This window comes from Paraperibacillus marinus (assembly GCF_046237605.1).
In the GTDB taxonomy this organism is placed as follows: Bacteria; Bacillota; Bacilli; order Bacillales; family DSM-1321; genus Paraperibacillus; species Paraperibacillus marinus.
The window spans coordinates 3773779-3800643 of sequence record NZ_CP143542.1; the positions used below are offsets into that span (position 1 = coordinate 3773779).

Here is a 26865-nt window from a genome sequence, read left to right on the forward strand (position 1 = left end):
AGCACATTTGAATGACTGGGCAAAAACTAAAATTAGGCTGTGGGGAAATGGGGGACAGTCCCCTATTTCCCATCCACATATCCACAAAAAAAGCCCCGCTGAAAGTCAGCGGGGCTCCTTTTGATTGGTTTTATTTGACGGATGTGGCACTGAGGAAGGAAATGGTGCGCTCGTCTTTAGGGTTGTTGAAGAATTCGTCGGTTGGTGCTTCTTCGACGATTCTTCCTTCGTGCATGTAGACGATGCGGTTTGCCACTTCGCGGGCAAATCCCATTTCATGTGTAACTACAATCATGGTCATGCCTTCGACTGCGAGTTCCTTCATTGTGTTCAGCACCTCGCCGACCAGCTCAGGGTCAAGTGCAGAGGTCGGCTCATCAAACAGCATGATATCCGGTCTCATGGCAAGTGCCCTTGCTATGGCCACACGCTGCTTCTGTCCGCCTGAAAGCTTACTCGGATATACATCCGCCTTATCTTCAAGATCCACCTTGCGCAGGAGCTCACGCGCTTCCTGAGCCGCCTGTTCTTTGGAAATCTTCCTGACACGTGTGGGGGCCTCGACGATGTTCTCAAGAACCGTCATATGCGGGAAAAGCTGGAAATGCTGGAATACCATCCCTACCTTTTGGCGTACTTCATTGATATCGTGAGTCTCTTTGGTAATTTCCTTGCCTTCGAAAATGATTTTCCCATTGTCCTTTTTCTCAAGGAAGTTCAGACATCGGAGCAGTGTACTCTTACCAGAACCACTCGAGCCAATCAGGCACACTACATCACTTTCCTGCACCTGCAAATCTATATCCTTCAATACATGAAGATCACCAAATGACTTATTTAATTTCTCTACGCGAATCATTTCTTTTTTCACTGTCAATTGTCCTCCCTATCTATCGCTTCTGGCCAATTTCTTTTCCAATAGACTTACAGCAACGGTCAGGATCGCTACCAGGATGAGGTAGTATACCGCGACAATCAATAAATAAGTCATTTCATCGAAATTGTTGGAGCCAAGTGTAGTCGCTACGTTGAACAGCTCATTCATGGATATAAAGGCTGCCAGCGAGGAATCCTTCAGCCCGATGATAAATTGGTTGCCGAGTGGCGGAAGTGCCCTTCTGAAAGCCTGCGGCAGGATAATCCGGCGCATGGTCAGTGATTTTGTCATCCCAAGCGAGCGGCCTGCTTCCATCTGGCCTTTATCAATGGACTGAATGGTTCCCCTGAAGATTTCTGCAATGTATGCACCATTATGGAAAGCCAGCGCAAGTGCCGCTGCCCAGAAATCGGGAATCAGGAAAATTCCGCTCATCCCGAAGTATAAAATGAATATCTGAACGATCAGCGGTGTCCCGCGGACCAGGTATACATACGCATCCGAGATCCAGCCGAGAATCTTAACATTCGATAATTTTAAAAGTGCGAAGAAAAGCCCGATTACTATTCCGACTAGTACTGAAACCACCGTAAGCTGCAACGTGAGCAGCATGGCATCTATAAATACTCCCTTTGTATCTCCTAACGTTCCGAAAAAATGAGAAAAACTAGGCAAGTGTTCCAACTCCCTTTCATCCTAAAAGTAACTGATCATTCTGGTTTTGATGTAATATCTTCTCCGAAATACTTCATGCTGATTTTCTTGAGAGTCCCTTCCTTGCGGAGGTTCTCAAGCGCTTCATTCACTTTTTTCACGAGCTCAGGATTGTCCTGTGGAATGACGATGGCCTGCTCACTTCGTTCAATAAGCTTGCGGCCTTCAATTTTGAAGCCTTCCTTTCGGGCGGTCTTTCCCGTGACAAAGTCTGTGATGACCGCATCATGACGGCCTCCATCGAGCGCTTTTAATGCGGTGATATCGCTGTCATACATTTTCAGGTTCTTGGTATATTTTCCTGCGACACCGGCATAGGTAGATCCTTTTGCCACTGCCACTTCTTTGCCTTTTAAATCATTCACATCTTTTATTTTACTGTCGGGCCGGGTAAAAATTTGAGGACCTGAGTAGTAGTATGGAGTGGTGAAAGCGACGTGTTTACTTCGCTGTGGATTGATCGTATGGCTGGCCACCGCTGCATCTGCCCTTCCTGTTTTGACACCTTCCACAATTCCTTTGAACTTGATCCGTTTCGGTACGGCCTTCAGGCCCAATTCCTTGGCCACTGCCTTTCCTACTTCGACATCAAATCCTTCCATTTCCATATCATTCGTCATATAGCTGAATGGCTTGAATTCACCGGAAGCCGCGAACACGAACTCATTTTTATCAATAAGTTCAGCCCCGCCTGCAAGCTTCTCTTTTTCAGCACATGCAGACATCATGCTAATGAGAAGAATAATGGATGCGATAAGCATTATTTTTTTATGTCTCATGCTGCTTTACGTTCCCCTTTCCATTGGCTGATTGCTGCCAAATCCTTTTTCACTATAAAAATAGCATTACTGACATTTACCCTGTTGAGCCAGCCCTTAATCAGCCTTCACTATATTAATTAACGCCGATGCATAAAGATTAGTCCCATCTATGGGATATTCTAGGCAAACAAAAAAGGGCGGACAGTGTCCACCCTCTTATCTCACTTTATTATGTTCGGGAATAATCCTTTTGAAGACCTTGGTATAAAACGATATATCCATCGAGCTGCTGGCTCAGTGCAATGGTGGTTCTGGAATGAAGGCCAGTTTTAGCCGCGGAGCGGATCATCTTATTCCTTATCGCCTCAATCCTTGTCTCCAAATCTGACTTGGTTAGCATATACATGACCTCCTTCCTCTACTAATTATTATTATGGTAAAATTTTACTATAACACAACGGTTTAAGTAAACAATAATATACGGAAGTTTACAAGAAAATATTACTTTTTCCCTATTTATATAATCAAGGGAATATATACGCCATTCCGCTGATGGCTAAATGACATTTTTTTACTCTCTTATACTATCGGCCATATTCCCTTCTCCTTTATACCTTAGTCGAAAATATTCTTCTGCTTTTTTTGGAAAAATAAAATAAGAAATACGCTGAAATGCCGGCTTACCCAGCAAATTCCAGCGCACTTCCAAGCAGTTTCAGTTTATTTAAGAATCATAGAGGTATATAAGAAGCAGGATTTACTGCATTTGATTTAGCAGCATTCCATTCACCCTTGTGAAGTTCAAAGTGAAGATGCTGGCCGAAGGACTGGCCGGTGTTGCCCATATATCCAACCTGCTGTCCCTGTGCCACTACAGCTCCCGTGCTCACGCTCATTGAATTCAGATGCGCGTAGACGGTTGTGAACACCTGCCCGTTTACTGAATGGGAGACAATCACTGTATTTCCATAGCTGTCTGAATAATAGGCGCGTGTAACCACACCATCAGCTGCTGCTACTACAGGCACGGTTCCGCCCTGAGCAATATCAACTCCATAATGGAAGCCAGGGCTTGGGTTTGTCCGGTAGCCAAAAGGCGAAGTCAAGACGCCGGCGGCCGGCTTGATGAAGCCATTTGAAGCTTTAGCTTTTGGTGCGCTGCCTGCTGAAGCTGAAGCAGGGCTGGCAGATGGCGCGGACGCTCTCGCTGCTGCTTCTTTTGCCGCCTGCTCTCTGGCTGCTTTCAGGTCAGCCTGATGCTTTTGCTCAAGGCCGATCGCTTTTTCGATGGAAGCTCCCTGTGATGCCAGAAGATCGGCTTCTTCTTGCAGATTCATTTTTTCATTGGCAATCTGTTTTTCTTTTTTCGCAAGCTGGACCATCAGACGGTCTTTTTGGGCTTTCTGCTTTGTCAGTTCTGACTTCATCACCTGAAGGTCCTTCAGCATATCTTTCAGGCTTGCAAGCTTGTCCTTTACAGCTGCCTGCTTGGTTTCCAAATCCTTTTTGTCCTGTTCATGCTCCTTGATCAGTTCCTGATCGGCATCCATGATGGTGGCAACGGCACCCACACGGTCGATGAAATCGCCGAAATCACTTGATCCAAAAAGAACTTCCAGATAATCTACATTTCCGCCGCTCTCCTGGAAAGAACGGGCACGGTTCTTAAGAAGTTCACTTCTCTTTTCAATCCGGTCTTTCAATATAGCAATCTCTTTATTCAGCTTTTGAATTTCCGCCTCTGTTTGTGCGATCCGCTCATTCTGCACACGGATTTTTTCATTGGCCCTGCTGATCTCTCCATCAATTTTACGCACTTCAGCCTTAAGATCGGCCTGCCTGCCCTTCAGTGCCTTAATCTGCTTATCAGCTGATTGTATACCGCTGTTCACTTCCGAACGCTTTTGATTGTTTTTCTGCTGTTTACTTTTCAAGCTATTCAATGATTCTGCTTGAACTCCTGGAGCAGCCGCTAAACTGCTAAGTCCAAGTACTGCTGCCAAACCTAAACTTATGATATGCTTCTTCAATCCGCTTTCCCCTTTCGCCCCTTGCCAGATTTCTCTATATATCGCTGTTTTCCTCTGTCATCTTCTATGTATTTCATTCAATCATCTATGTTAAGAGACATGTTTCGAGTATAATTGATAGGTTTCTGTCTAATGCACCATGCTATTATAGCATCCGTTTTTTTCAGAACAAGTGAATTTATGTTACAGTTCTATTTCAGCATTCTTCTAATTCCACACGGCAAAAATAAAAAAGAGAGGCATCCACCTCTCTTTTTTTCGATCATTACAGCATCCGGACTGCTACATGTCCCCGCGCTGCAGCCCTTCGGCTACTTTATGCAGGCTTGAGATGAATTGCTCCTGCTCTCCGCTGCTGAGGATGGCTGCATAAAATTCATTCCGGGTTTTGGTTATGGATTGCAGCACTTCCTGTCCTTTCTCAGTCAATTCTGGATATACGACCCCTCTGTCCCTGCTGCACCTCTCCCTTATAATGAGTTGGTCTTCTTCAAAATTGTCATGCAGCAGGGTCGCAGCTCCGGATGATAGCTCCAGGCCCTGTACGATATGAGCCACCATACAATTTTCTGTCTCCATAATTGTATTTGTGGCTCATATATTTAGTTGTGGTCATTTTAGCTGAAAGTTCCGCATATTTTTTCTCCCTCCTCAAGCAATCCTTTATCCCGGTTGCACTCCATGGCAGCTCCTCCCTCACTTTACAATGAGAATTTATAGTAAAAAAAACTGTAGCAGTAAAATTAGCGGATAAATATCTTTACAACAAAGATAATCTATGTTTTAATGGTTTCCGGCAATATACTTCATTTAGTTAACTATTATAATAGTTTATCACTTTTATAAAAAGGAAGGAGTTTTATTCATGAAGAAAAGCTTATGGCTGATGAATTTTATTGTAATCCTGGTTGTGATTGCATTGCTTGGAGGAGGAGCTTATTACTACTATCAATCTTCTTCCTACATTAAAACAGATAACGCCCATGTAACGGGTGACATCCAGACTTTAACCGCCTCGGCAGCAGGGAAAATCACTTCCTGGAATGCCAATGAAGGAGATCAGGTTTCTGTTAATAAAGAACTTGGTGAATTGAATAACGGAAAACAAACCTCTGAAATCACCGCTTCTGAACCTGGAACAATCATTAAGCAGTCTGTCCATAAAAACCAGCTTGTGCAGCCAGGTGCTGTTCTTGCCCAGACAGTGGATATGAAAAAGCTGTATATTGTGGCCAATATTGATGAGAAAAAAGTGAAGGATGTAAAAATCGGCAGCAGCGTTGATGTTGTTGTAGATGGCGATTCCGGCATAGTGATCGATGGCGAAGTAGAATCCATCGGCCATGCGGCAAACTCTGTATTTTCCCTGATGCCGCAGCAAAGCGCGAGCGGTAACTATACAAAAGTGACACAATATATACCTGTTAAGATTTCCATCGAAAATTACTCAGAAAAAGTAATGCCGGGCATGAATGCTGAAGTGAAAATCAGCAGATAACGATCCTGTTTTTAAAACGTGACTGTATTCACAAGGCTGTTTTTGCATACATTGGGGCTGTTAAAAAAAGTGGATTTCCGCTGCAGGCACTCGCTTTCTGTTCCAATCCACTTGCTTAAAAATTTTATTTCCTCAAAAAAACAACAATCTTTTAGAAAACAGCATCACAAATCCAACTGGTTAGTTTTCACAAAAATTTTAGAGAAGATCTTATAAAGAAAGGGGGCCGCATGATGTCTGCTCAAAATGAATTTGCCGAAGAAAATAGTGTGCGGCAGCATATGCCGCTTTTAATCGTACTGATGCTCGGTCTCTTTCTCGCGATACTCAATCAGACGCTGCTGAATGTGGCGATTCCCCGCCTCATGAATGAATTTGGGGTTGCTGCCACCACGATTCAGTGGCTTTCGACAGGCTATATGCTGGTTAACGGGGTGCTCGTGCCTCTGTCAGCGTTCCTGATTGAGAGGCTCGGGGTAAGGAAGCTGTTCATCTTTGCCATGGCCTGCTTTACATTGGGGGCCTTCATCTGCGGAATAGCAGGCAATTTCTCCGTTATGCTGTCCGGCCGCCTGATCCAGGCTGTAGGAGGCGGTGTTCTTCAGCCGCTTGTGATGACCATCATCTTATCCATCTTCCCTCCAAGCATGCGCGGAAAAGGGATGGGGCTCTTTGGTCTCGCCATGATGTTCGCGCCAGCCATGGGTCCGACTCTTTCCGGCTGGCTGATTGAAAATTACACCTGGAGAGTGATGTTCTACGGCATGGTTCCGCTCGGTGCGATCGTTTTGATTATCGCCCTCTTCAGGCTTAAAGATTTGTTTTCGCCGAAGAATATTAAAATGGATGTATTTGGCGCTTTTGCTTCCCTTGTTGGATTCTCTTCCCTCCTTTACGGAGTATCAGAAGCAGGCTCTAAGGGCTGGTCAGATCCGATTGTTGTTTCCACAACTCTGCTCGGGATTGTTTTCATCACCATCTTTATCATCCAGCAGCTGCGTTCAGAGAAGCCTCTGCTCGATTTTAAAGTATTCAAATACGATATATTTTCACTTGCGACGATCGTTAACGTTATCATAACTGTTGCCATGTTTGTCGGGATGTTCCTTCTGCCGATCTACCTGCAGAACCTCAGGGGTTTTACAGCCTTGGATTCAGGTCTTCTCATGCTTCCCGGCGCTCTGATTATGCTGGTCATGTCCCCTGTCTCAGGGATCCTATTTGATAAATTCGGACCGCGTCCGCTTGCTGTCACAGGGATGCTGATTACCATCATCACCACCTATGAGTTCACACAGCTGACAATGGGTACGTCCTACAATATGATCCTTGCGATTTATATGATCCGGTCATTTGGAATGTCACTGTTGATGATGCCGATCATGACCGCAGGGATGAACCAGCTGCCTAAGCACTTGAACAGCCATGGAACAGCTATGTCCAACACCGCCCGCAATGTGAGCGGATCGCTTGGAATCAGTCTCATTACCACTATATTTACCAACCGTACCACGTTCCATTATGCGACGGCTGCTGAAGGAATGAATACGATGGACCCGATCTTCATGCAGAATTTCCGCGAATTGGCGGCAAGAGCTGCCGTTGAGCTCCATCTGCCCCTTGCGCAGGCACAGCAGACAACGATTCAGCTGATGGCGAAGGAAGCAAATATCCAGGCAACCGTAAGCGGAATAAACGATGCCTTTTATTGGGCAACAGCCTTGTCTTTGATCGGGTTTATCCTAAGTTTCTTCTTAAGGGATGTGCGGAAGGATAAGGCAGCCGATACTAAAAATGCTGTCCGGAGGACCGTCAAGGACGGAGAAATCCTGCTCCTGCCTGCACCAGAGAGAAGCTTGCAGCAATAATGATTGGAGGAATCAGGATGAAGATTTGTATTATTTATGATAGCGAAGGCGGCCATACAGGGGCCTTGGCCCAGTCAATCGCCCAGGGAGCGGATTCCTTTGAAGGGGCTGAAGTTTATCTGCAGTCGGTGGAAGAAGCCGATGTATATTCCCTGCCTGAGATGGATGCGATAATCTGGGGATGTCCGGGACATTTCGGAACAATCAGCTCCGGACTGAAGACGTGGATAGATAAGCTTGGCTACCTCTGGGCTGAAGGAAAATTGGTGAATAAGATCGGTGCCGTTTTCTGTACGACTGCCACGGAACACGGCGGTCTTGAGTCCACCATGCTGAACTTGATTACACCCATGCTGCACCAGGGTATGATCATTGCAGGCCTGCCGGGCAATATTGCTGAAAACGCAACATACGGCTCTTACTATGGTGTAGGGGTAACCTGCCCGATTGACAGCGAAGAAGTATTGTCGGAGAACGGCGCAGCACTTGGCCGTGCCCTTGGCCGGCGCGTTGCCGGACTGGCAGCCGGTTTTACCGCCGCAAAGTCTTGATATATTGCCTAAAAGAGGGGGATGACCAATGACAATTGTAATTATTTGTGTTCTGGCTGCCGTGTTCCTTGTGTTCCTGCTGGTCCGCGTCAATTCGCGCGCCCTCTCCTCCCCTGTTGAAAAGTCTGCCGGTCACGGGGATGCTGCAGCAATGGAAGCACCCGCTCGTTTAGAGGCAGCTGCAGGCGAAGGAAACGGAAACATAGCCGCTGATGACAGGCAGACTGAAACAGACGTTCATGCCAGCCGGGAACTGGCTGTAAAAATGAAAGATGCTGCCTACCGCCAGACCTTAAAGAATTTCAAGAAACCAGCATCCCAACAGGAAAAACAGCCTTACAGGGAAACCGGAATAGACGATACCCAATACCGTAAGGCACTATCAAACATAAAAAACAAAAAGAACTGAAGCACTGGAAATGGAGAAGGCCCCCATTCCCCTTTTTCTTACATTTCTGTCCTTGGGGAATTAGAGACTCGCCCGGAGTCAGATTGTTTGACTAATTCTTACAGGAGTTAGATACTTTTTCCATAAGGCTTTTACTATAAGGAGGTTTTTGAATGTCAATCAGCAGTTTGCAGGATACAACTATGTTACATAATGGTGTTAAGATGCCGTGGTTTGGCCTTGGCGTCTGGCGTGTAGAGGATGGCAATGAGGTTATTTCATCCGTGAAGGCAGCCATCGTCAATGGATACCGCAGCATCGATACGGCGGCCGTGTACAAGAATGAAGAAGGCGTGGGTGAAGGAATCCGCCAGGCTCTGAAGGAAACCGGCCTGTCGCGTGAAGACTTGTTTATCACTTCAAAGGTCTGGAATTCAGACCAGGGCTATGATTCCACCCTGGAAGCTTATGAAGCAAGCCTGAAGCGCCTCGGCCTTGAATATTTAGACTTATATTTGATTCATTGGCCGGTAGCAGGCAAGTATAAGGATACCTGGAAAGCCATGGAACAGTTGTATAACGACAAGCGTGTCCGCGCCATCGGTGTGAGCAACTTCCATGTTCACCATCTGGAAGATCTTTTGGCAGATGCCACAATCAAGCCGATGGTCAATCAGGTTGAATTCCATCCACAGCTGGCTCAGCGTGAGCTGCGTTCATTCTGCAAGGAGCAGGAAATTCAGTTTGAAGCATGGTCTCCATTGATGCAGGGCGGCCTGTTTGATAATGAAGTGCTGAAGGGCATTGCTGAGAAACACAGCAAGACACCTGCACAGGTTATTCTGCGCTGGGACCTTCAAAATGGCGTTGTGACCATTCCGAAATCAACAAAAGAACACCGCATCATTGAGAATGCGGATGTCTTCAATTTTGAATTGACAGCTGAAGATATGGCAGCCATTGATGAGTTGAACAAAGATCAGCGCGTTGGTGCTGATCCAGACAACTTCGACTTCTGATTAATATGCCCAAAAGACAGGACGGCCACCCAGATGGGAGGCCGTTTTTTACTGGGAAATAATCCGGGAAATGGGGTCAGTCCCCCTTGAATAGCTACCTTCATTCTGCAGATGCTAAGATGGCATCTTTGATTATGTGGGGGAGGTTTTGTAGGATGTATTATTATAAGCAGGAGCTGATTAATCCGATTATTCCGGACAAGCCGGATCCGAATGCAGCCAAGGTGCTTCAGGAGACTCTTGGCGGCCGGTTCGGGGAAATGCGGACGATGATGCAGTTCTTTTTCCAAAGCAGCAACTTCCGGGGCAAGGCATTGCAATTCCGTGATCTGATTAAAGGGATTTTTCTCGAGGAGATTGCCCATGTGGAATTAGTCCAAAATACAATCAACGCCCTTCTCGATGATTCAGGTGCACCAATGCCAGGTAATTCCGGCAGCGACAGCGCCCCTCTTGATGAAGCAGTAAAACATGCAATCCCTCACCATTTCATCATGGGTGCACAAAGCTCGGTTCCCGAGGATGCCAATGGTAATCCGTGGCAGGGCTCGTATGTCTATGACCACGGCAACCTGATTGCAAACCTTCTGGACAATCTTGTACTGGAGTCAACAGGCGTACTGCAAAAAACGCGGATTTATGAAATGAGTTCCAACAAAACTCTACGCGAGACAGTGGCGTTTCTTATTGTCCGCGACAATGCCCACCAAAACGCATTCGCAAAAGGACTTGAGATGCTGGGTGTAGATTGGGGAAAACTATTCCCTGTCCCGAATTACGACATTAATAAATATCCTGAGTGCCGCAAATATGTGGAGATGGGCTTTCATAATGTCCAGTTCAATTTCAGGCTTGATGATACAAGGATTGCCGAAATATACTCCGGCCAGACGCCAAGCCGCAATGGCGGTGAGTTGTCTGTTGTGGATCCACCTGAAGGTCACCCGGTCCCTGAAATGCCGGAACGGCCGAATGAGCATGCACCAGGCATAACAGATATGTTCCGCTGATCAAGCTAAAAAGAGGCTGACAACTGTCAGCCTCTCCTTTATTTCTGTTTCAGGATTTCCACCGTTATAAGCTGGTGGCCGTCAATTTCTTTTACTGTGAAATCATAGCCTTCTGCCCCGATGGAATCCCCGACTTTAACATCAAATTTCTGGGTGAGCACCCAGCCGCCGAGTGTATCGACATCTTCTTCTTCAAAGTGTGTTCCAATCAGATCATTTACGTCTTCGATCAGTACCTTTGCATTGAGGATATAATGACCTTCTCCAATTTTCCGGATATCCGCCACTTCATCTGTATCAAATTCATCACGGATTTCCCCTACGATTTCCTCCAGGATATCTTCAACCGTAACCAGACCTGAGGTTCCGCCATATTCATCGATCAAAATGGCCATCTGTGCGCGGTCGCGCTGCATACGGAGCAATAGATCGTGAATCGGGACCGTTTCAATTACCCGGATGACCGGCTTGATATAGGGCTGAATCGAGGTTTCCCCTTCTACCAGGGCTCCATTCGAGATTCTCGATGTGATGATTTCTTTTATATTTACAATGCCAAGAACATGGTCTTTATCCCCGTCAGTCACAGGATAGCGCGTATAGCCTTCACTTTTCACGGTATCAAGGACCGTTCCCAGGCCAGCTTCGACAGACAGACTGACAATCTCTGTGCGGGGAACCATGATTTCCTTGGCAATCCTTTCGTCAAACTGAAAGATATTGTTAACGTATTTAAGTTCCGTCTGATTGATTTCACCGCTCTTATAGCTTTCCGACAACAAAATGCGCAGCTCCTCTTCCGAGTGGGCAAGTTCGTGCTCGGAAACCGGCTTCAGTCCAAACATCCCCGTAAGGAAACGGGCTGAACCGTTCAAGATCCAGATAAACGGATACATGAGCCGGTAAAACCAGATGATCGGACTTGCGAAGGCAAGCGTTATGGCTTCTGCCTTCTGGATTGCCACCGTTTTAGGGGCAAGCTCGCCAATTACTACGTGCAGGAATGTTACAAAGGCAAACGCAATTCCGAAGGATAGAATATCAGAAATGCCTTCGTCCAGATGCCACATGGTGAACAGTGGATGGAGCAGGCTTTCGACAGTCGGCTCTCCAATCCACCCAAGCCCTAAAGCTGTAACGGTAATACCCAGCTGGCAGGCAGACAAATATTCGTCAAGATGGGTCGTCACCTTTTTTGCGGCAGCTGACCCTTTTTTGCCTTCAGCTACCAGCTGATCAATGCGGGAACCTCTCACTTTTACAATAGCAAATTCTGTTGCCACGAAAAATCCTGTCATGGCAATGAGTACCGCTAACAATATCAAGTTTAATATGTCCAATAAATAGGAAACTGGCCAGCGGGGATCGCTTTTCCCCTAAAATAGTCCAGCCCCCATACACCTCCTGTATGTTCTCTCAATTTTTTTTAGGATACCGGCTTATATAAGCAGGAGCAGCAGGGTCTGCATAAGTGAGATGCTTTCGTGGGACAGGTTGTTTTTAATTGTTTCTTTCGTAAGGCCCTGTTTCTCCACAATTTCCATGATCTCTGAGACATCCAGCTCCAGCTCTTGAATCCTTGCTTTTAATTCTTCGATATCTATATTTTTTGTATCTTGTTCTTTAAGCCGTTTTTTAATTTCAGCGAGTGATAATTTTTCTTTCTTGAGCTGTTCAATCATCCCAATTTTCTCGACCGCACCCGGACAATAGTAGCGGTAGTTGGAAGCGGAACGTTCTGCTGTAAGCAGCCCCTGATTAGTATAATAATCAATTGTCCTTTTAGTAACATGTGCCAATTCCGCCAGCTCGCTTATTCTCAGCTTCTCAGTCCCAAGGGAAACGCCTCCCAACTATAACGTTATGGTTTATAAAATCATTATACAACAATAGCAGTCTATCTGACAATCTAATAAAGATATGGTCCAGATTACCAAAAAAAGAGATTTCTACTCGTAGCACATGCATGGAAAAGAACTGGACAAGAGCATGAACAAACAAATACGCAGTTAAGCAGAGCAGGGCGCTCCGCAGGCATGCCGGAGAGATAAAAGATGGTCACACCTAGTTATAGTAAGCCGCATAATATATGCAGTTCCGCCCCTATTTCACAGAAAAACCGGGAAAGAATCTTCCCGGTTTACCTGCTTATGATGCATTTTCCTTATTCTTTTTCGGATACTCTTTTTCCCAGTAATCGGCTCCCTTGATTCCAAGCGGAATCGGATCAAACACCGGATCGATGCCGAGTTTCTTCTGCCTCTCATAATCCTTCAGGGCAGCAAGCGCCGGTTTAGCAAGGATCAGGATCGCAATGATATTCAACCAAACCATGATGCCAAGCCCCACATCCCCAAGCGCCCAGGCAAGTGCCGCTTCATTTGAGGCGCCGTAGAAAGTGGTAGCCATGATCACGAGCTTCGAGAAGAGCACCCAGACTCTCCTGCTGCTTCCATTTGCCAGGTACGTGATATTGGTTTCAGCGATGTAGTAGTAAGCCATGATCGTTGTGAACGCAAAGAAGAATAAGGCTATGGCCACAAAACCGGCACCGAAACCAGGAATGACCGAATCGATTGCAGCCTGGGTGAATCCCGGCCCTGCCTCAATTCCTTTCAGGTTTTCAACAATCATGGTCTTGCCAGGACCTTCTGTATTATACATGCCGGTGAAAAGGATCATGAAAGCTGTGGCCGTACATACGAACAGTGTATCAATATAAACAGAGAACGCCTGGACAAGCCCCTGCTTGGCCGGATGTGATACCTCGGCAGCTGCTGCCGGGTGCGCGCCTGTTCCCTGTCCTGCCTCGTTGGAATAAACGCCCCGCTTAACTCCCCAGGAAATGGCCATTCCGATGAGACCTCCAAACGTGGCATCAAGTGAAAAGGCACTGCGGAAGATCAGCGCAAAAACATCGGGAAGTTCTGTAATATTCATAGCGACGATGACCAGTGACAGCAGGATATAGCCGAGTGCCATAAACGGTACGATAACCTGCGCTGCGTTGGCTATCCTTTTTACTCCTCCGAAGATAATGAAGCCAAGGAACAGGGTAATGACAGCTCCTGTTATCCATTTATTCAATCCAAAAGCATTTTCCATTCCAAGAGCAATTGAATTCGCCTGCACCCCGGGCATGAGGACGGCCATGGCAATCAATGCCGCAATGGCAAACAGCACCGCAAACCATTTCCAGCCGATTCCCTTTTCTATGTAGTACGCCGGACCGCCCCGGTACTGTCCATCTTTCTTAACCTTATAAATCTGAGCAAGTGTAGACTCTACATAGGCACTGGAAGCCCCTATGAAGGCGATGGCCCACATCCAGAAAATGGCTCCTGGCCCCCCGTAGAAGATGGCGGTGGCAACACCGGCAATATTCCCGGTTCCCACACGTCCGGAGAGTGCGATGGATAATGCCTGGAATGAGGAAACCCCCGCTTCAGAGCTCTTGCCCTGGAACATCAGCCTGACCATTTCCTTGATATGACGCAATTGCAGAAAACGGGTTAAAATAGAAAATAATAGCCCAACTCCCAGCAGGATATAGATGACCGGGTCACTCCATAGCACTGCATTCAAACTATCCACGAATTCCTTCAAATAAAATCCTCCTTCTGTGTATCAGAATATTCGATATTTTATAATTATATTTTATTCTTTGGATATAGGCAAAAAATTTAACAAAGTTGTCGAAATCAATTGGAAGATACTAGAATTTGCATTAATGTGGAATGTAGAAGGGAGTACGTTAAGATGACTACCGAAATCTATTTTGTAAGGCATGCCCATTCAATCTATACGCCTGATGAGCTAAACCGCCCTCTGTCAGAAAAAGGAAGGCGGGATGCAGCAAGAGCTTGTGCGCTATTATCCCAAAGGAATATCACCCGTGTAATCTCAAGTCCATACCAAAGAGCCATTCAGACGGTTCAGGGGGTGGCAGATGAATACGAGTTAGACATTGAACTGCGGGAAGATCTGAGGGAGCGGCTGTTATCTACAGTGCCGGTCGATGATTTCGCAGCATCCATCGAGAAGGTGTGGAGCAGTCCCTCTATCGCTCTTGAAGGCGGTGAATCCAACATGGAGGCCCAGGCTAGAGGAGCGAGAGCGGTCAAGGATATTCTGGAAACCTATCCCGGCCAAAATATTGTCCTCGGCACCCACGGCAATATCATGGTGCTGATCATGAATTACTTTGATACTCAATTTGATTTTGCCTTTTGGAAGAAGCTTGATATGCCTGATATATATAAAGTGAGCTTCAGCGGCGGGCAACTTGCAGGCACAGAAAGGCTATGGGTGCAGCCGGATTGAAGAAGAAAAAGATCCGCAGGATTCATGTTTAAAAGTCAAAATGATTACTAAGAGGTGAGTGATGAATAACAGCTGGAACAAATTTATATATAAACTGGGGTCTGGCATTTACGACAGGTTTTTCAATTCAGGCTTATTTCTTAAAGCTCGAAAACAGATATTCAGCGAAGGAATTTTTAAGGATGAACAGCAGCGTATCCTTTTTGTCGGCGTTGGTACTGGAGCGGATTTAGAATTGATTAACGCTCATATGTTAGATATTACAGCTATTGATTACTCGGATGCGATGTTAAACAAGGCAAGAGTAAAATTTAAAAATTCCTCAATCAAGTTTTTGAATATGGATGCACAAAACATGGATTTTCAAGAGGCCCAATTTGACTTAGTGGTGGCCAGTCTTGTTTTGTCCGTTGTTCCTGATGAAGATAAATGTTTGAAGGAAATGGTGAGAGTGCTGAAGCCGGATGGCAAAATACTCATATTTGATAAGTTCACCCCAAAAGGAAAGAAACTGCCGTTGGTTAAAAAGTTCCTTAGACCGCTTATTCAGATATTGGGCACTGACATTGGAAGGGATTTTGAAAAGCTGTATGAAAATCATAAAGAGAAACTATCCATTACAGAAGATGTTCCTATCCTGTTCAATGGGATGTATAGAAAAATAATCCTTCTGAAGAACAGGTGATATTACTCTAAAGACAGTTTGCATAGAAAAAACAGATTTAAAAAAACTCAGAGCCGGTAACTCCGAGTTTTTTCATCTGCCTGATAGACCGGTGGATCAAAATCGGCTGTTTTTACCTAACACCCATATCCATTTCTCAAAATAGCCTGCCATGCTTATGCGAGCAGATAGGCCCAAACTTCCTCCATAAACATCCCCATCACCAAGAGAGCAGCCAGGACAGCTCCCGCCAGCACAAGCCAGATCAGGATCAGCCTTTTTTTCTTCATTTCCTCCGGGACACCGTTATAATAGGTATTCAGTAAGAAGGCATAACCCGGCAGCAGGACGACCGAGAGAAGAAGACAGAAATACACAAGACGTACAGGTATGAATGAACAGCTATCCTCAGGCATCGCCTGCAGGGTCCAAGGGTGCATGATCCATGCCAAAAAAGCATTCGGGATTACCGCAAAAAGCGCGGTATGCAAAGGAATCCGGCCATCTTTCCTGCTAAGCAGGAATAAAGCATACCAGATGTATGCATAAGCAAGGATGGTTAAAAGAATGACACCCTGGAAAATGATATAATCACCCAGCATTCCTGACCATTTATCCGGCAGCATCACCAGGATGACGGTTAGAAATGAAAAACTGAAAAGAAAAGCCATGGCGGTCAGCATTAATGCTCCCGCCTGGGCTGCGCCCCACAAAAAGGCCTGTTTAATTAAAGGCATAGTACGGCCTCCTATTACAAAGATTTTCTATGTATATATTCAAAAAAAGCTAGATGGAGGATCTTTTTCCGATCCGGAAGCCCATCCAGCAAATGAGCGGAAACAACAGGATTGTAGCAAGGATGCAAATGAGAATGAATGAAAGACTCAGCAAAGGGTTGAACCATTCACCAGGAACCAGCTCTAACAGGACCAGGCCCATCAAGAGGACATTCGGTAAAATGGCTGCGGCAAATATGCGTAGTGCCCATACCCTGCCGCCATGGCCAAACTCCCGGCCGGCTTCATAGCCGATCAGCGCCCAGAACAGGGAGTACATGATGAGAATGATGAGGGGCATCCCCGTCAATGAATGCCACATCTGTTCTGCCCATAAATGGCCGCTAAGATGTTGAAAGGCAGTCAAACCTGTCCCGGCTGCAAAGAATGAAAGATTGATGATAAAAAACAGGCGCAGCGTCCTTACTGGGGACGGCATCTCTGCACGATTCCAGGCTTCAGCGGCTTCCTCGGGTGTTCCAAGACATGCAGCAGCCAATTTCATCAGCTCAGCTTCATCCGTTATGCCGCTTTCCTCTTCCAGCTCCAGGATATGTGTTTCATATTCGTTTACAATCTGGTCCCGGTTGCAGCTGCCGTTTAATCTTTGTTCCAGTTCTTTAAGGTAATCAGCTTTCGTTTGGACCATGCTGCTCCGTCTTTCCTATCACAAGATTCATGACTTTCACAAATTGCTTCCATTCCCTCTGCTTTTCTGCCAGCATTTCCCGACCAGCTTCCGTAATCCGGTAATACTTCCGGTCTGGCCCTTTCTCCTGTTTTTCCCAGTAAAATTGGATATACTGCTGCTTTTCAAGCTTATGCAGAGCCGGATACAGTGTTCCTTCCTTCACGCTGAGATGGAGATTACTCCTTTTTTCGAGCTCCTTCACAAGCTGATAGCCATACATATCCCTTTCACCCAGCAGCTGGAGAATAATCAGGGAGGTACTTCCCTTCACCAGCTCACGGTTAAATGCAAACATACTCTTTCCTCCTGTTTATTAGCTGCGGGTTTTTAAATGATTGCGGATCAGCCCGGCCACCACTTGGTAGAACGAAGGATCATGGGAAACCAGTTCTGCCCTGCCCAGGTTCTTTGAAACCTCCCGGCGTGTTCCTTCCTCATCCTCCTCAAAACCTTCAGCATAAAAGCTGTCCTGCATCCCAGTACAAAATTCATAGAATGAATTCCATTCAGCCTTCACCATGCCTGAGACTTCTTCCCTTTGCAGCTTGAAGCATGCATATGGGAAATCGCCTTCATATAAATATTGATAAGCTATTTCTCTGTCAATGAAGCCCCGTTCTTCCTTAATCACTTCATATTTTATGAAGCCCATGGGCACAAGATCCGCGAGCTCCGTCTTGATCCCCAGCTCCTCGCGCACTTCCCTGACTCCGTCTTCAATCGTTTCGTGGGCCAGCAGATGGCCGGCGGCCGTAATATCATACAGACCCGGATAGTCCTTTTTCCGTTCACTCCGCTTTTGCAGAAAAATATAGTGCCGGTCTTTCTCATACGAAACCAGCCAGCAGTGGAACGCCTCGTGCCAGAGACCTGCTTTATGAACCTCACTGCGGTCCGCGGTGCCCAATGGACGCCCTTTATTATCAAAAGTCCGTAGCAATTCAGTTTCCATTTTAATTTCCCTTCTGTCAGGAATTTACATACATAGTTCTTTTAGGTAGTTATAATATACCAATTTAAGTTAAGATTTACAAATTTTTCTTAATTAATTTTTGTAAAGAAAACTGAAAGGAGCTGTCCGGTATGAAAAAATCAGACAGCCGCGCTCCCTTAAAAGGAATGATCGGTGCAGGGATAGGAGCAGTCCTCGGAATCCTGGCTTACACGAATAATTGGCTGGGGTGAAGCCTTAGCCGGGAATTGTTCAGATAAAAGGCCGGAACCTAAAATGGCCCGGCCTGCTGGTCTTCCTTTATGCGGTATCCGCTTTTACGGTCTTTAAGCGCAATTCAATTATAAACTCCCCTCTGCTGGATAACCTGCGGGACCACGCTGATCATCATGATTCCCAGCACCCCAGGCAGATAGTAAAACAACACCTTTAATAGTTTCATACGCCCCCTTTTATTTTGAATTTTCATACAATATAATCCAATTAAACTATAAATGCTGAAGGCAATCATACATATGTTAAAATTGACAGAATTGCTTAATGGAGATTAATAGGCACGTTTAGAGCCCTTTAAAAAATAAGTTTCTTTATTGGCAGCTGGCATAAGGGAGGATTGGTCTAATGAGTAAAGATTTGTTCGTGAAAACAAGAGGCTGCAAATTATATGCCAAATTAATGGGAGAAAATAACGGCAAAACAACGGTTATCATGGACGCCGGGTATGGGGATTTTTCCAAGGCCTGGAATGCAGTAATTGGAGAGATTTCAAAACTATCTTCTGTTTTCATTTATGATAGAGCAGGGCTTGGAAAAAGTGAACGAAGCTCTTCTCCCAGAACAAGCCGTGAAATGGTTAAAGATTTGAAAGAATTACTTGTTAAAGCCAAGATTAAACCTCCGTACTTATTGGTAGGTCATTCATTTGGCGGGGTTAATATGCGGATATTTGCAAGTGAATATGAACATGACGTTTGCGGGCTAGTCCTGGTTGACTCTACTCCTGAAGACTATAGAGAAAGATTTCTTCCAACCATGCCGCAAGATTTCCAGCAAGCATACAATAACCAATTTATTTACGAAGGAAATTATGATGAATTTATGGAAAGTCTTGATCAGTTAAAAGAAACTAAACGTAAATTAAAAATTCCATTAGTGGTTCTTTCAGCCGGTAAAAAAGCTTATTACACAGCAGAGTCACAAGCATTATGGAATCAAATGCAGAGAGAGATTCTTGAAATATCCTCTAATGGTGAATTGGTGATTGCCGAAAACAGTGCTCATTACATTCAAAATGATGAACCAGAAGTATTGGTTCATTCGATTAGAAAGCTGATTGCGCTTATTGAATAGTTGGAAAGTATTAAAAAATGCTTGGAGCCATAATCTCCAAGCATCTTTCTTTCCTGATTCCTATACTGGGCTCCTGCCAGCCTCTTAACGAAAAACACTTTTATTCACCTATAAAAGGGAAAATCACTGCGGCATGGCGACATTAATTTTAGAGCCGGAATGCCGAAATGGTATCCTGGAGTTCTTCAGCAAGACGGGCAAGTGAGGCGGCTGCCGCATTCACTTCTTCCATGGAAGCCAGCTGTTCTTCTGATGCTGAAGCTACTTCGACTGCATGATAGGAGGTGCTTGCAGCTACCTCTGACATTTCAGCCACATCGTCGGCAACATGCGAAACATCTTCCTTGATCCTTGCCGAAGCCTCTGTGATCCCGCTGATCCGGCTGGTCACATCGTCGACAGAGGAAAGAATGGAAGCAAAAGCTTCTTCCGTGTCGTTGGCAATCTCAAGTCCGGCCAGCACCTTCTCCTTAACCGAGTGAATGGCATCCACGCTGGTTTTGGCATCTTTCTGCATTTCAGAAGTAAGCTCCGAGATATGTGATATCGAATCCCTCGTCTGCTCGGCGAGCTTCCTGACCTCAGAAGCGACGACCGAGAACCCTTTGCCGGCCTCTCCTGCCCTTGCCGCCTCAATGGCTGCATTCAGGGCAAGCAGATTCGTCTGATCAGCGATCCCGGTAATTAACGTAAGGATTTCCCCGATCTGCATGGAGCGCTTATTGAGCTTTTCCAGTGCTTCGCCTGCATTTTCGACAGAACCGGAAATATGATTCATCTGATTCAGCGTTTCCTCAACAAAATGCGAGCCCCGCTTCGTCTGCTCATTAGCTGCCGCAGTGAGTGCAAATACAGAAGCCGCATTTTCTGCGATTCTGGCTGCACCTTCAGTCCCCGCCTTCACGGCCATGACCGATTGATTTGATTTGGCAGTCTGCTGCTCGGCACCTGCCGACACCTGCTGCATGGCCACTGTAATCTGTTCAGTGCCCTTCATCGTTTCATCGGCACTCGCCATCAATTCTTCAGAGGCCGCCGCAACCTGGCCTGAGCTCTCTCCCACATGCTTGATCAGGGAACGGAGATTGTCTGTCATCTTCTGAAAAGCATGATTCATGGACGAAATCTCATCTTTTGTCTTAACCTTTATCGACTCAAGATTCAGGTTCCCCTCTGCAATTTCTTCGGCATGACGGGTAAGCTGTCTAACCGGCCTGACAATTCTTTCGGTATATACGAACGCGGCTATGATGCTTCCGATAATCAGGATGATGACCGCACCAAGGGAGAATGTAACCATCAGCTGAATTCGGTCTTTAATGGCCTCCTGGAGATTCATATAATCAGCATTGAGCATCTTTTTTAATTCAATCACATCATTGGCCATCCCTCTTGTCCGGAAAGACTGGCGCTTCGCTTCAGCCTGGTTTTGTTCATCAACCAGCTTTGATGCGGCAACCGTCAGCTCATTGAACTTCCTGCTGATTTTTTGTATAGCTTCCTTTTTTCTGCCAGAATCAAATTTTTTCCTGAGCTCAGCCGCCTCTAACTCCACATCCTTTAAATCCAGTGTTATATCATTGGCATTGCTTCCGGAGGGGACAATCGAGTAAGCACCCAGTGACTTGGCCAGGCTCTTCGCCGAGCTGTTCAATTCCTCTGCATGCAGCAATGTCTTTACCGTATTTTCTGTTGAAGAATTGATCGACTTCATGCCGGCAATATTCACGCCGATGATGACTGCCGACAATAGCACCGGAATGAGTGTTAATAATAATATCTTTTGTTTAAGCTTCATGCTGTTCTCCTGACCTCCAGCCTATTGAATGATTTGTATCTCCTGGTTGGCTACCTTCTTTTTCAAGTCTTCTAATTTCTCAGTTTCCGCTGGGGTAAGTTTGACGATCCTTATCGGGGCAATATCGACTCCGCCTTCTTTTATGCCAAGCTGAGTCTTTTGTCCTTGGAGCTTCCCTGTTTTCGAGAATTCCTTCACCCGCTCATAAATGGCTACATCTACTTTCTTCAGCATGGAAGAGACGACTGCCTTTTCTGCCTGAAAGAATTGGTCCGTATCGACTCCAAAAGAATACACACCTGATTTTTCAGCCTGCTTTAACACCCCTACACCCGTGAAACCGGCTGCCGGATAAATATAATCCGCTTTTTTCTTGATCATGCTGCCCGCTATTGCAGAACCTTTTTCAACATCATCAAATGTCCCTGCATATTCGGGAAGGACTTTAGCCTTCGGATTCACAGCTTTAACTCCCTCAGCAAAGCCTTTTTCGAATTTTTTGATCAGCGGGACATCCATTCCGCCGACAAAGCCGACCACATCGCTCTTTGTCTTCATCCCCGCAAGAACTCCGATTAAATAAGAGCCTTCTTCTTCCTTAAATGTCACGGAATGAACATTAGGAAGCTCAGACACCGAATCAATGATTAAAAATGTCTGCTTAGGAAATTTCCTGGCCGTTTTTTCCACTGCTTCCTGCATAGAAAAGCCCAGGCCGATCACCAGTTCATTTCCATCTTTTACAAGCTCGGTAAGTCCCTGCTCATATGTCTTCGTATCCTTGACCTCTTTATAATCGAATGAAATGCCAAGCTCGTCCCTCGCCTTTTCCAGACCTGTAAACCCTAAATCAGAAAATGACTGATCCCCAAGGCCCGCATCTGACAGCATAATCCCTATCCTGACCGGCTCATCCGCCCTGCCGGACTGTGTTTCTGCTTCACAGCCTGCGCAGGCCAGCAGCAAGATTCCTATGATTGCTAGTAAAATACTTTTTTTCATTTTGACCATTCCTCTTTGAAGTGTAATATCCTTTATAACGGCTAATTGGCCAGAATGTTTAATAGCGTGGGGAATATTAAGAATATTAACTTTTTTAACCCGCACGGGGAACGGCAGGATTCCGGCTGCAATAAAAAAAGAATAGGGGGAACATCACCTCTATTCCTTAAAACCAAATTATCTTTTCTTAAAAATGCCGGCCCACAAATCAGAATAGCCGAACAATCCACTGTCGGCCGGGAAGTCCTCCATCCTCCTGATTTCGAGAACTTCAAATCCGCTGAATATTCTTTTCAGCTTCTCCTCAGAAAAGCCAAGTCCGCCCCTCAGACTCATATCCCGATACACATCCCAATCCGATATATCAGCACCGCCTAGACCGCCGTTTTCAGCAAAGCATGTTAATGCAAATATCCCGCCCGGTTTTAGAGCATGTCCCAGGATTTCCAGATAGCTCAGCCTGCGGTGCGGTGCAATGTGGTGAAGGCAGCCGGAGTCATAGACTACATCATAGGAGTCCTCCTCGATATCCAGATTAAAAATATTTTCTTTTATAAAGCGGACAGGATAACCGGCAGTCCTCTCCTGCCCCCAGCGGACCGCTTCCGCGGAGGAATCTACCGCATCCACACGAAAGCCGTTTTTAGCAAGAAACAGGGCATTCCTCCCCGGCCCGCAGCCCAGGTCAAGTGCCTTCCCCTGCTTAATCCAGCCCCTTTGGAGATAGTCTGCAAGATTTTCATCCGGCAGATTTTCAAAAAAAGGGACTTTTCTTTCTCTATCTTCATAAAAGCTGTCCCAGTTAAATCTCTTTTTTTCCTCTAAGAGTGTATCCAGCATGCTAAGGATATCCTCTTGGGAGTGAATGACTTCTTCCCGCATCATAACGGCCTCCCCGACTCCATGGTTCTATGATCTAACAGCGTAATGTTGAAATCAGGATGTGCTTCATGAATGTGAGTGATTGCTTCTTGCAGTAATTCTGCATCAACTGTCCCTTTTAGCAGCTCACTGTTCGGAACAATGGTAATGCTTGTGCCTGTGGATTTTGTTTCGCCGATGATGGAAGGCGCGGACTGCGGAATTCCATGCCGGTAATCCTGCCGATATTGATAGCCTCCCCTGCTGATGACGGCTGTGAGGCTCTTAGACAGAGCATTAACGATGCCAATCTCCATTTCAACGGCTGCCCCGGGCGCCTTATAATCTGTGAATGTAAGATTGGGATTCGTCAGAACCTCTTCCAATGCGGCACGCGGACCCACAGATAACATTTCAACCGGAATGCCCCTGCCGTCATCTGAAATCGTAGCGCTTCCGTCTGCCTGCAGGATAATCAGGACTTTGCTGCAAAAGCCTGCTTTATGCTCCTCCAGAGAATTATGCAGAACGGCAAGAATGAGAGCACCAGGGCCAATGCCGCCGTCTTTCCCTGTATAATCGGCTGCCCGCTCCCGGACATCCCCTAACTTGATATAGCGGCTGGTATCATACATTTCCATCACTCCAGACAGAATCAGAAGCAGCGGCAGCGCCCTTTTCCTAGGGATACTGTATGACCCGCCCCGCTCTTCCTGCAGAACCAGGCCGGCACCGATCAACGGCTTTAAATGATGATAAAGCTGCCCCGTCGTTCCCATTCCGAGCAGTTCCACCAGCTCATTTCCATGCCTCGGCTGAACCAGCAGAGCCTTGATGATCTCGAGTCGCTGCTTATGCCCGAGCGAAGAAAGAATCCTTGCCATATCCTCACTTTCACCGGCCAATATAGACTGCAGGCTTTTTTCCCGGGCAAGCCCATGAAATTTCTGCTGATCGGTTTCCATTTCACCCGAGTAATAAACCTTCAGGAGGCTGCCTTCCTCTAAAGAATTGCTCCCGTTAAGATCATCCTCTTTCGGAAGGTCAGGTTTTATGTAATTCAAAATTTGTTTCATCTGTTTTTTTAATTCATCCAGTTCCCGGCCATAGTCTCTTTCCAAATGAACTCACCTCTATTATGCATTATCATAATGCATATTAATTTTAACTTATTATGGGAATACTTACAAGAAAATTCTTTTGTTAGAGTGAATAAAGCCTGCCTGGAAGTTCTCATTAACCAAGGATAAATATGTAATTACATAATTTAATAAATCAGGTGAGGTTTCCGCGCAGACTTTTAGAAATCTGTTAGCCAGAGGGCATGGAGGGATGAAGAACTTTTCAAGCTGGATTTTCGGGCAAAAGGGTCTTCATCGGGGCTGTGAAGGACTTTTCAAGCTGGATTCTCTGGCAAAAGGTCTTCATCGGGGCTATGAAGGACTTTTCAAACTGGATTCTCTGGCAAAAAGGTCTTCATCAGGGCTAATGGAATGAAATAAAAAAACGCAGATGAAGCCAGTTTCAGCTCCTATCTACGTTTTCTTCGTCCTTATGAATGGAATCCGAACGGTGAACGTGCTTCCCGTTCCGGCTTCACTTTCGACTTCTATGTTCCCGCCATGACTGTCCACGATCCACTTGGCAATCGCAAGGCCAAGGCCGTGGCTGCCCATCTTCCTGGTTCTTGATTTATCTGAACGGTAAAATCTCTCAAATATCAGCTTATGCTCCCCGGGCTGGATGCCGATTCCGTTGTCCTGCACCTGCATGCACAGCCCTTCGCTTCCGGATGTGAGCTTAATATCCACCCTGCCGCCGATGCCGGTATATTTAATGGCATTATCAAGAAGGATGATCAAGAGCTGTGTCAGCCGTTCAGGATCCCCTTCTGCCGGTACGGAATCCGGTGCCTCCATCTTAAGGCTGATTTCTTTGGCGGCAGCAAGCGATCCCACCGACTCGACGGCTTTCTGGGCGCGAACCTTAAAATCAAAAGTTTCCCTGTTCAACTCGGGCTGATCCGAGTCTGAACGGGCGAGTGTCAGCAAATCACCCACAAGGACAGTCATCCGCTTGACTTCATCCTTCATGCCAACAAGGAGCTTACGGGAAAAGCCATCTTCCTCAGGCTGCATGGTCATTTCCATGGCGTTAATGGATGACAGCATAACGCTCAGGGGGGTACGAAGCTCATGAGAGGCATCGGCAACAAACGAACGCTGCCGGTTGAAGGCCTTAGATATCGGCACCATCGCCTTTTTCGACATCAGGAAGCTGATATACACAGCAAGTCCGACAAAAATCAGCGCGATCCCTGTAAACACGGCAAACAGCCATTTAAACAAGTCATAAGCAAAGGAAACATCTTTTCCTACATAGAGAGTTCCGACTTCCTGTCCTTTGAAAATCAGGGGCTTGCCTGCAATCATAAGATGGACTTCATCACGCATGGCCGGCACGTGAATTTCACGGCCATCCCTGCGCCCGTCTCTCCCCATAAATCGGGCTTTTTCTATGTTCAGCTTTTCCCGCCGTATACCGCCGTGCCCGGGAGCTCCCTCATTAATCAGACCCAGAAGCTCTTCCCTGAGAGGCGGGATGGCCTCACTTCCGGTGACCACCTCTCCATCCGGGCTGATGACATAGTAAAAAAATTGATCAGCCCCGGCAAAAACAATCTCCGGGGCAGAGTTCCCCATAAAGCCTGGCCGGCCATCCTGCTTCAAATATTCCTTGATGGCCCGGGCTTCCTCCCCTGCCAGACTCTCCAACTCACGCTCCTGGTCATTAAGGATAACAAAATAAAGAATGGCAAAAACAATGACAATGAACAGAACCAGAAACAGCATGAGCAGCCCGCTGTAAGACAGAGTCAGCCGGTTTTGTGTACTCTTGAAAACATCCTTCTCTCCCGGCTTCCGTTGTTTTCTAAATATGAGCGGTATCTTATTACTCAAGTTTATAGCCTACCCCCCTGATGCTGTGCAGCAGATCCTGCATCCCGAGCTGGTCGAGTTTCTTCCTCAGCAGCTTCACAGTAGCATCAATTGTCTTCATGGAAACATCTGAGTCATATCCCCAGATACGGTCCATGATCAGATCGCGCGGTAGCACCTGCCCTTTATTCTGGACAAGCAGGTCGAGCAGCTGGAATTCCCTCGGACTCAAGCGGATCTCCCCAAGACTGCTCGAAAGCATCTGGCTGGAGCGGTTCAGCCGTATATTATTGATATGAATTTCCTCCTCGACGATGGGAGCATAATTCCTCCGGGACAGCGCCCGCAGCCTGGCAAGCAGTTCATCAATTTCGAAGGGCTTTACAAGATAATCGTCCGCACCCGAATCCAGCCCCTCGATCCTGTCCTGCACCGCATCCTTTGCAGTCAGCATCAGGATCGCACCTGGATACCCTTCCTTCCGGAGACGCCTGCACACCTCCACCCCGCTCATATCCGGCATCATCCAATCAAGGATCAGCACATCATAATGCGAAGTTGAAGCATAAAAATAAGCATCACGCCCATCCGTCACCCACTCCGTCCTGAATCCCCCCTTCTTCTTCAGCATAAACACAATCAACTCACCCAGCTTCTCATCATCCTCAGCCAGCAGAATATTCACGGAACCACTCCTTTTCCTTATGGGGACAGTCCCCTATTTCCCAGACGCTCAAGTACCGCCCGCACTCACTTTTCCGGGGGGACAGTCCCCCATTTCCCAAGGCGATTT

28 protein-coding genes are annotated in these 26865 nt (G+C 46.3%); 9 read left to right on the forward strand and 19 right to left on the reverse strand.

Translation table 11 applies throughout. The annotated features are described in order from the left end of the window. Window positions 1–130 precede the first annotated feature (130 nt). The 6 genes from V1498_RS19115 to V1498_RS19140 form a co-directional block, all read right to left on the reverse strand. Entirely contained in the window at window positions 131–859 is a 729-nt protein-coding gene (locus tag V1498_RS19115; RefSeq protein ID WP_409299374.1) for an amino acid ABC transporter ATP-binding protein, read from the reverse strand. A 27-nt stretch (window positions 860–886) separates the two neighbouring features. Further along, window positions 887–1552: an amino acid ABC transporter permease gene (locus V1498_RS19120; RefSeq protein ID WP_409295465.1), complete on the reverse strand. Its 666-nt coding sequence runs from the start codon at window positions 1550–1552 to the stop codon at window positions 887–889. 35 nt (window positions 1553–1587) lie between these two features. After that, entirely contained in the window at window positions 1588–2370 is a 783-nt protein-coding gene (locus tag V1498_RS19125; RefSeq protein WP_409295467.1) for a transporter substrate-binding domain-containing protein, read from the reverse strand. Between the two features lie 211 nt (window positions 2371–2581). Then, window positions 2582–2752: a Spo0E family sporulation regulatory protein-aspartic acid phosphatase gene (locus tag V1498_RS19130; RefSeq protein WP_409295468.1), complete on the reverse strand. Its 171-nt coding sequence runs from the start codon at window positions 2750–2752 to the stop codon at window positions 2582–2584. A gap of 331 nt (window positions 2753–3083) precedes the next feature. Then, window positions 3084–4382 (reverse strand): murein hydrolase activator EnvC family protein, encoded by a 1299-nt coding sequence (locus V1498_RS19135; RefSeq protein ID WP_409295470.1) that lies wholly within the window; start codon window positions 4380–4382, stop codon window positions 3084–3086. 282 nt (window positions 4383–4664) lie between these two features. Further along, window positions 4665–4943, reverse strand: a complete 279-nt coding sequence (locus tag V1498_RS19140; RefSeq protein ID WP_409295472.1) for a MarR family winged helix-turn-helix transcriptional regulator — start codon at window positions 4941–4943, stop codon at window positions 4665–4667. Between the two features lie 304 nt (window positions 4944–5247). Between V1498_RS19140 and V1498_RS19145 the strand changes: the two genes are divergently transcribed. The 6 genes from V1498_RS19145 (at window position 5248) to V1498_RS19170 (ending at window position 10716) form a co-directional block, all read left to right on the forward strand. After that, window positions 5248–5880: an HlyD family efflux transporter periplasmic adaptor subunit gene (locus tag V1498_RS19145; RefSeq protein ID WP_409295474.1), complete on the forward strand. Its 633-nt coding sequence runs from the start codon at window positions 5248–5250 to the stop codon at window positions 5878–5880. Between the two features lie 233 nt (window positions 5881–6113). Further along, window positions 6114–7748, forward strand: a complete 1635-nt coding sequence (locus V1498_RS19150; RefSeq protein ID WP_409295475.1) for a DHA2 family efflux MFS transporter permease subunit — start codon at window positions 6114–6116, stop codon at window positions 7746–7748. Between the two features lie 17 nt (window positions 7749–7765). Further along, on the forward strand, window positions 7766–8299 hold the full coding sequence (locus V1498_RS19155; RefSeq protein WP_409295477.1) for an NAD(P)H-dependent oxidoreductase: 534 nt from the start codon (window positions 7766–7768) through the stop codon (window positions 8297–8299). 28 nt (window positions 8300–8327) lie between these two features. Next, window positions 8328–8708, forward strand: a complete 381-nt coding sequence (locus tag V1498_RS19160) for a hypothetical protein (RefSeq protein WP_409295479.1) — start codon at window positions 8328–8330, stop codon at window positions 8706–8708. A 152-nt stretch (window positions 8709–8860) separates the two neighbouring features. After that, complete coding sequence (locus V1498_RS19165) at window positions 8861–9706, forward strand: aldo/keto reductase (RefSeq protein ID WP_409295480.1); 846 nt, start codon at window positions 8861–8863, stop codon at window positions 9704–9706. A gap of 155 nt (window positions 9707–9861) precedes the next feature. After that, entirely contained in the window at window positions 9862–10716 is an 855-nt protein-coding gene (locus tag V1498_RS19170) for a manganese catalase family protein (RefSeq protein ID WP_409295482.1), read from the forward strand. 38 nt (window positions 10717–10754) lie between these two features. On the opposite strand, the gene V1498_RS19175 is transcribed toward V1498_RS19170, so the two are convergent. The 3 genes from V1498_RS19175 to V1498_RS19185 all read right to left on the reverse strand — a co-directional run bounded on the left by V1498_RS19175 (window position 10755) and on the right by V1498_RS19185 (window position 14322). Continuing rightward, window positions 10755–12056 (reverse strand): hemolysin family protein, encoded by a 1302-nt coding sequence (locus tag V1498_RS19175; protein ID WP_409295483.1) that lies wholly within the window; start codon window positions 12054–12056, stop codon window positions 10755–10757. A 99-nt stretch (window positions 12057–12155) separates the two neighbouring features. Further along, window positions 12156–12515 (reverse strand): MerR family transcriptional regulator, encoded by a 360-nt coding sequence (locus V1498_RS19180; RefSeq protein ID WP_409295485.1) that lies wholly within the window; start codon window positions 12513–12515, stop codon window positions 12156–12158. Between the two features lie 349 nt (window positions 12516–12864). After that, on the reverse strand, window positions 12865–14322 hold the full coding sequence (locus V1498_RS19185) for an alanine/glycine:cation symporter family protein (protein WP_409295487.1): 1458 nt from the start codon (window positions 14320–14322) through the stop codon (window positions 12865–12867). A 153-nt stretch (window positions 14323–14475) separates the two neighbouring features. Here V1498_RS19185 and V1498_RS19190 point away from each other — a divergent pair, with 153 nt between their 5' ends. Both V1498_RS19190 and V1498_RS19195 read left to right on the forward strand, forming a co-directional pair. Next, the gene (locus V1498_RS19190) at window positions 14476–15039 is read left to right on the forward strand and encodes a histidine phosphatase family protein (protein WP_409295489.1); all 564 of its coding nucleotides are present in this window, start codon (window positions 14476–14478) and stop codon (window positions 15037–15039) included. Between the two features lie 61 nt (window positions 15040–15100). Further along, on the forward strand, window positions 15101–15724 hold the full coding sequence (locus V1498_RS19195; protein WP_409295491.1) for a class I SAM-dependent methyltransferase: 624 nt from the start codon (window positions 15101–15103) through the stop codon (window positions 15722–15724). 155 nt (window positions 15725–15879) lie between these two features. Here V1498_RS19195 and V1498_RS19200 read toward each other — a convergent pair whose 3' ends face one another. From V1498_RS19200 to V1498_RS19215, 4 genes are read right to left on the reverse strand one after another with little or no spacing between them, the layout of a single operon-like run. Then, window positions 15880–16440 carry a hypothetical protein gene (locus V1498_RS19200; RefSeq protein ID WP_409295493.1) on the reverse strand — a complete coding sequence of 187 codons (561 nt, stop codon included), beginning with the start codon at window positions 16438–16440 and terminating at the stop codon, window positions 15880–15882. 49 nt (window positions 16441–16489) lie between these two features. Next, on the reverse strand, window positions 16490–17128 hold the full coding sequence (locus V1498_RS19205) for an HAAS signaling domain-containing protein (RefSeq protein ID WP_409295495.1): 639 nt from the start codon (window positions 17126–17128) through the stop codon (window positions 16490–16492). Continuing rightward, complete coding sequence (locus tag V1498_RS19210) at window positions 17109–17465, reverse strand: PadR family transcriptional regulator (protein ID WP_409295497.1); 357 nt, start codon at window positions 17463–17465, stop codon at window positions 17109–17111. Before V1498_RS19210 ends, V1498_RS19205 begins: the two co-directional genes overlap by 20 nt. 18 nt (window positions 17466–17483) lie before the next feature. Next, a complete protein-coding gene (locus tag V1498_RS19215; RefSeq protein ID WP_409295499.1) occupies window positions 17484–18122 on the reverse strand; it encodes an NUDIX hydrolase in 639 nt (212 codons plus the stop codon). Window positions 18123–18743: 621 nt separating this feature from the next. On the opposite strand from V1498_RS19215, the gene V1498_RS19220 reads away from it, so the two are divergent. Then, window positions 18744–19472: an alpha/beta fold hydrolase gene (locus V1498_RS19220; protein WP_409295501.1), complete on the forward strand. Its 729-nt coding sequence runs from the start codon at window positions 18744–18746 to the stop codon at window positions 19470–19472. A 148-nt stretch (window positions 19473–19620) separates the two neighbouring features. On the opposite strand, the gene V1498_RS19225 is transcribed toward V1498_RS19220, so the two are convergent. From V1498_RS19225 to V1498_RS19250, 6 genes are all read right to left on the reverse strand, one after another. Continuing rightward, complete coding sequence (locus V1498_RS19225) at window positions 19621–21270, reverse strand: methyl-accepting chemotaxis protein (protein WP_409295503.1); 1650 nt, start codon at window positions 21268–21270, stop codon at window positions 19621–19623. Between the two features lie 21 nt (window positions 21271–21291). Continuing rightward, complete coding sequence (locus V1498_RS19230) at window positions 21292–22272, reverse strand: BMP family protein (RefSeq protein ID WP_409295505.1); 981 nt, start codon at window positions 22270–22272, stop codon at window positions 21292–21294. Window positions 22273–22449: 177 nt separating this feature from the next. Continuing rightward, window positions 22450–23157 carry a class I SAM-dependent methyltransferase gene (locus tag V1498_RS19235; RefSeq protein ID WP_409295507.1) on the reverse strand — a complete coding sequence of 236 codons (708 nt, stop codon included), beginning with the start codon at window positions 23155–23157 and terminating at the stop codon, window positions 22450–22452. Further along, on the reverse strand, window positions 23154–24254 hold the full coding sequence (locus V1498_RS19240; protein WP_409295509.1) for an ArsR family transcriptional regulator: 1101 nt from the start codon (window positions 24252–24254) through the stop codon (window positions 23154–23156). Before V1498_RS19240 ends, V1498_RS19235 begins: the two co-directional genes overlap by 4 nt. A 414-nt stretch (window positions 24255–24668) precedes the next feature. After that, the gene (locus V1498_RS19245; RefSeq protein ID WP_409295511.1) at window positions 24669–26093 is read right to left on the reverse strand and encodes an ATP-binding protein; all 1425 of its coding nucleotides are present in this window, start codon (window positions 26091–26093) and stop codon (window positions 24669–24671) included. Then, window positions 26086–26757: a response regulator transcription factor gene (locus tag V1498_RS19250; protein WP_409295513.1), complete on the reverse strand. Its 672-nt coding sequence runs from the start codon at window positions 26755–26757 to the stop codon at window positions 26086–26088. Before V1498_RS19250 ends, V1498_RS19245 begins: the two co-directional genes overlap by 8 nt. Between the last annotated feature and the right edge of the window lie 108 nt (window positions 26758–26865).

Coding starts and splice junctions, on each gene's coding strand:
- V1498_RS19155 (WP_409295477.1), top strand. CDS start 7,766: ATGAAGATTTGTATTATTTATGATAGCGAAGGCGGCCATACAGGGGCC.
- V1498_RS19140 (WP_409295472.1), bottom strand. CDS start 4,943: ATGGTGGCTCATATCGTACAGGGCCTGGAGCTATCATCCGGAGCTGCG.
- V1498_RS19225 (WP_409295503.1), bottom strand. CDS start 21,270: ATGAAGCTTAAACAAAAGATATTATTATTAACACTCATTCCGGTGCTA.
- V1498_RS19190 (WP_409295489.1), top strand. CDS start 14,476: ATGACTACCGAAATCTATTTTGTAAGGCATGCCCATTCAATCTATACG.
- V1498_RS19145 (WP_409295474.1), top strand. CDS start 5,248: ATGAAGAAAAGCTTATGGCTGATGAATTTTATTGTAATCCTGGTTGTG.
- V1498_RS19215 (WP_409295499.1), bottom strand. CDS start 18,122: ATGGAAACTGAATTGCTACGGACTTTTGATAATAAAGGGCGTCCATTG.
- V1498_RS19160 (WP_409295479.1), top strand. CDS start 8,328: ATGACAATTGTAATTATTTGTGTTCTGGCTGCCGTGTTCCTTGTGTTC.
- V1498_RS19195 (WP_409295491.1), top strand. CDS start 15,101: ATGAATAACAGCTGGAACAAATTTATATATAAACTGGGGTCTGGCATT.
- V1498_RS19230 (WP_409295505.1), bottom strand. CDS start 22,272: ATGAAAAAAAGTATTTTACTAGCAATCATAGGAATCTTGCTGCTGGCC.
- V1498_RS19220 (WP_409295501.1), top strand. CDS start 18,744: ATGAGTAAAGATTTGTTCGTGAAAACAAGAGGCTGCAAATTATATGCC.
- V1498_RS19170 (WP_409295482.1), top strand. CDS start 9,862: ATGTATTATTATAAGCAGGAGCTGATTAATCCGATTATTCCGGACAAG.
- V1498_RS19125 (WP_409295467.1), bottom strand. CDS start 2,370: ATGAGACATAAAAAAATAATGCTTATCGCATCCATTATTCTTCTCATT.
- V1498_RS19235 (WP_409295507.1), bottom strand. CDS start 23,157: ATGATGCGGGAAGAAGTCATTCACTCCCAAGAGGATATCCTTAGCATG.
- V1498_RS19130 (WP_409295468.1), bottom strand. CDS start 2,752: ATGCTAACCAAGTCAGATTTGGAGACAAGGATTGAGGCGATAAGGAAT.
- V1498_RS19115 (WP_409299374.1), bottom strand. CDS start 859: ATGATTCGCGTAGAGAAATTAAATAAGTCATTTGGTGATCTTCATGTA.
- V1498_RS19150 (WP_409295475.1), top strand. CDS start 6,114: ATGTCTGCTCAAAATGAATTTGCCGAAGAAAATAGTGTGCGGCAGCAT.
- V1498_RS19200 (WP_409295493.1), bottom strand. CDS start 16,440: ATGCCTTTAATTAAACAGGCCTTTTTGTGGGGCGCAGCCCAGGCGGGA.
- V1498_RS19165 (WP_409295480.1), top strand. CDS start 8,861: ATGTCAATCAGCAGTTTGCAGGATACAACTATGTTACATAATGGTGTT.
- V1498_RS19205 (WP_409295495.1), bottom strand. CDS start 17,128: ATGGTCCAAACGAAAGCTGATTACCTTAAAGAACTGGAACAAAGATTA.
- V1498_RS19210 (WP_409295497.1), bottom strand. CDS start 17,465: ATGTTTGCATTTAACCGTGAGCTGGTGAAGGGAAGTACCTCCCTGATT.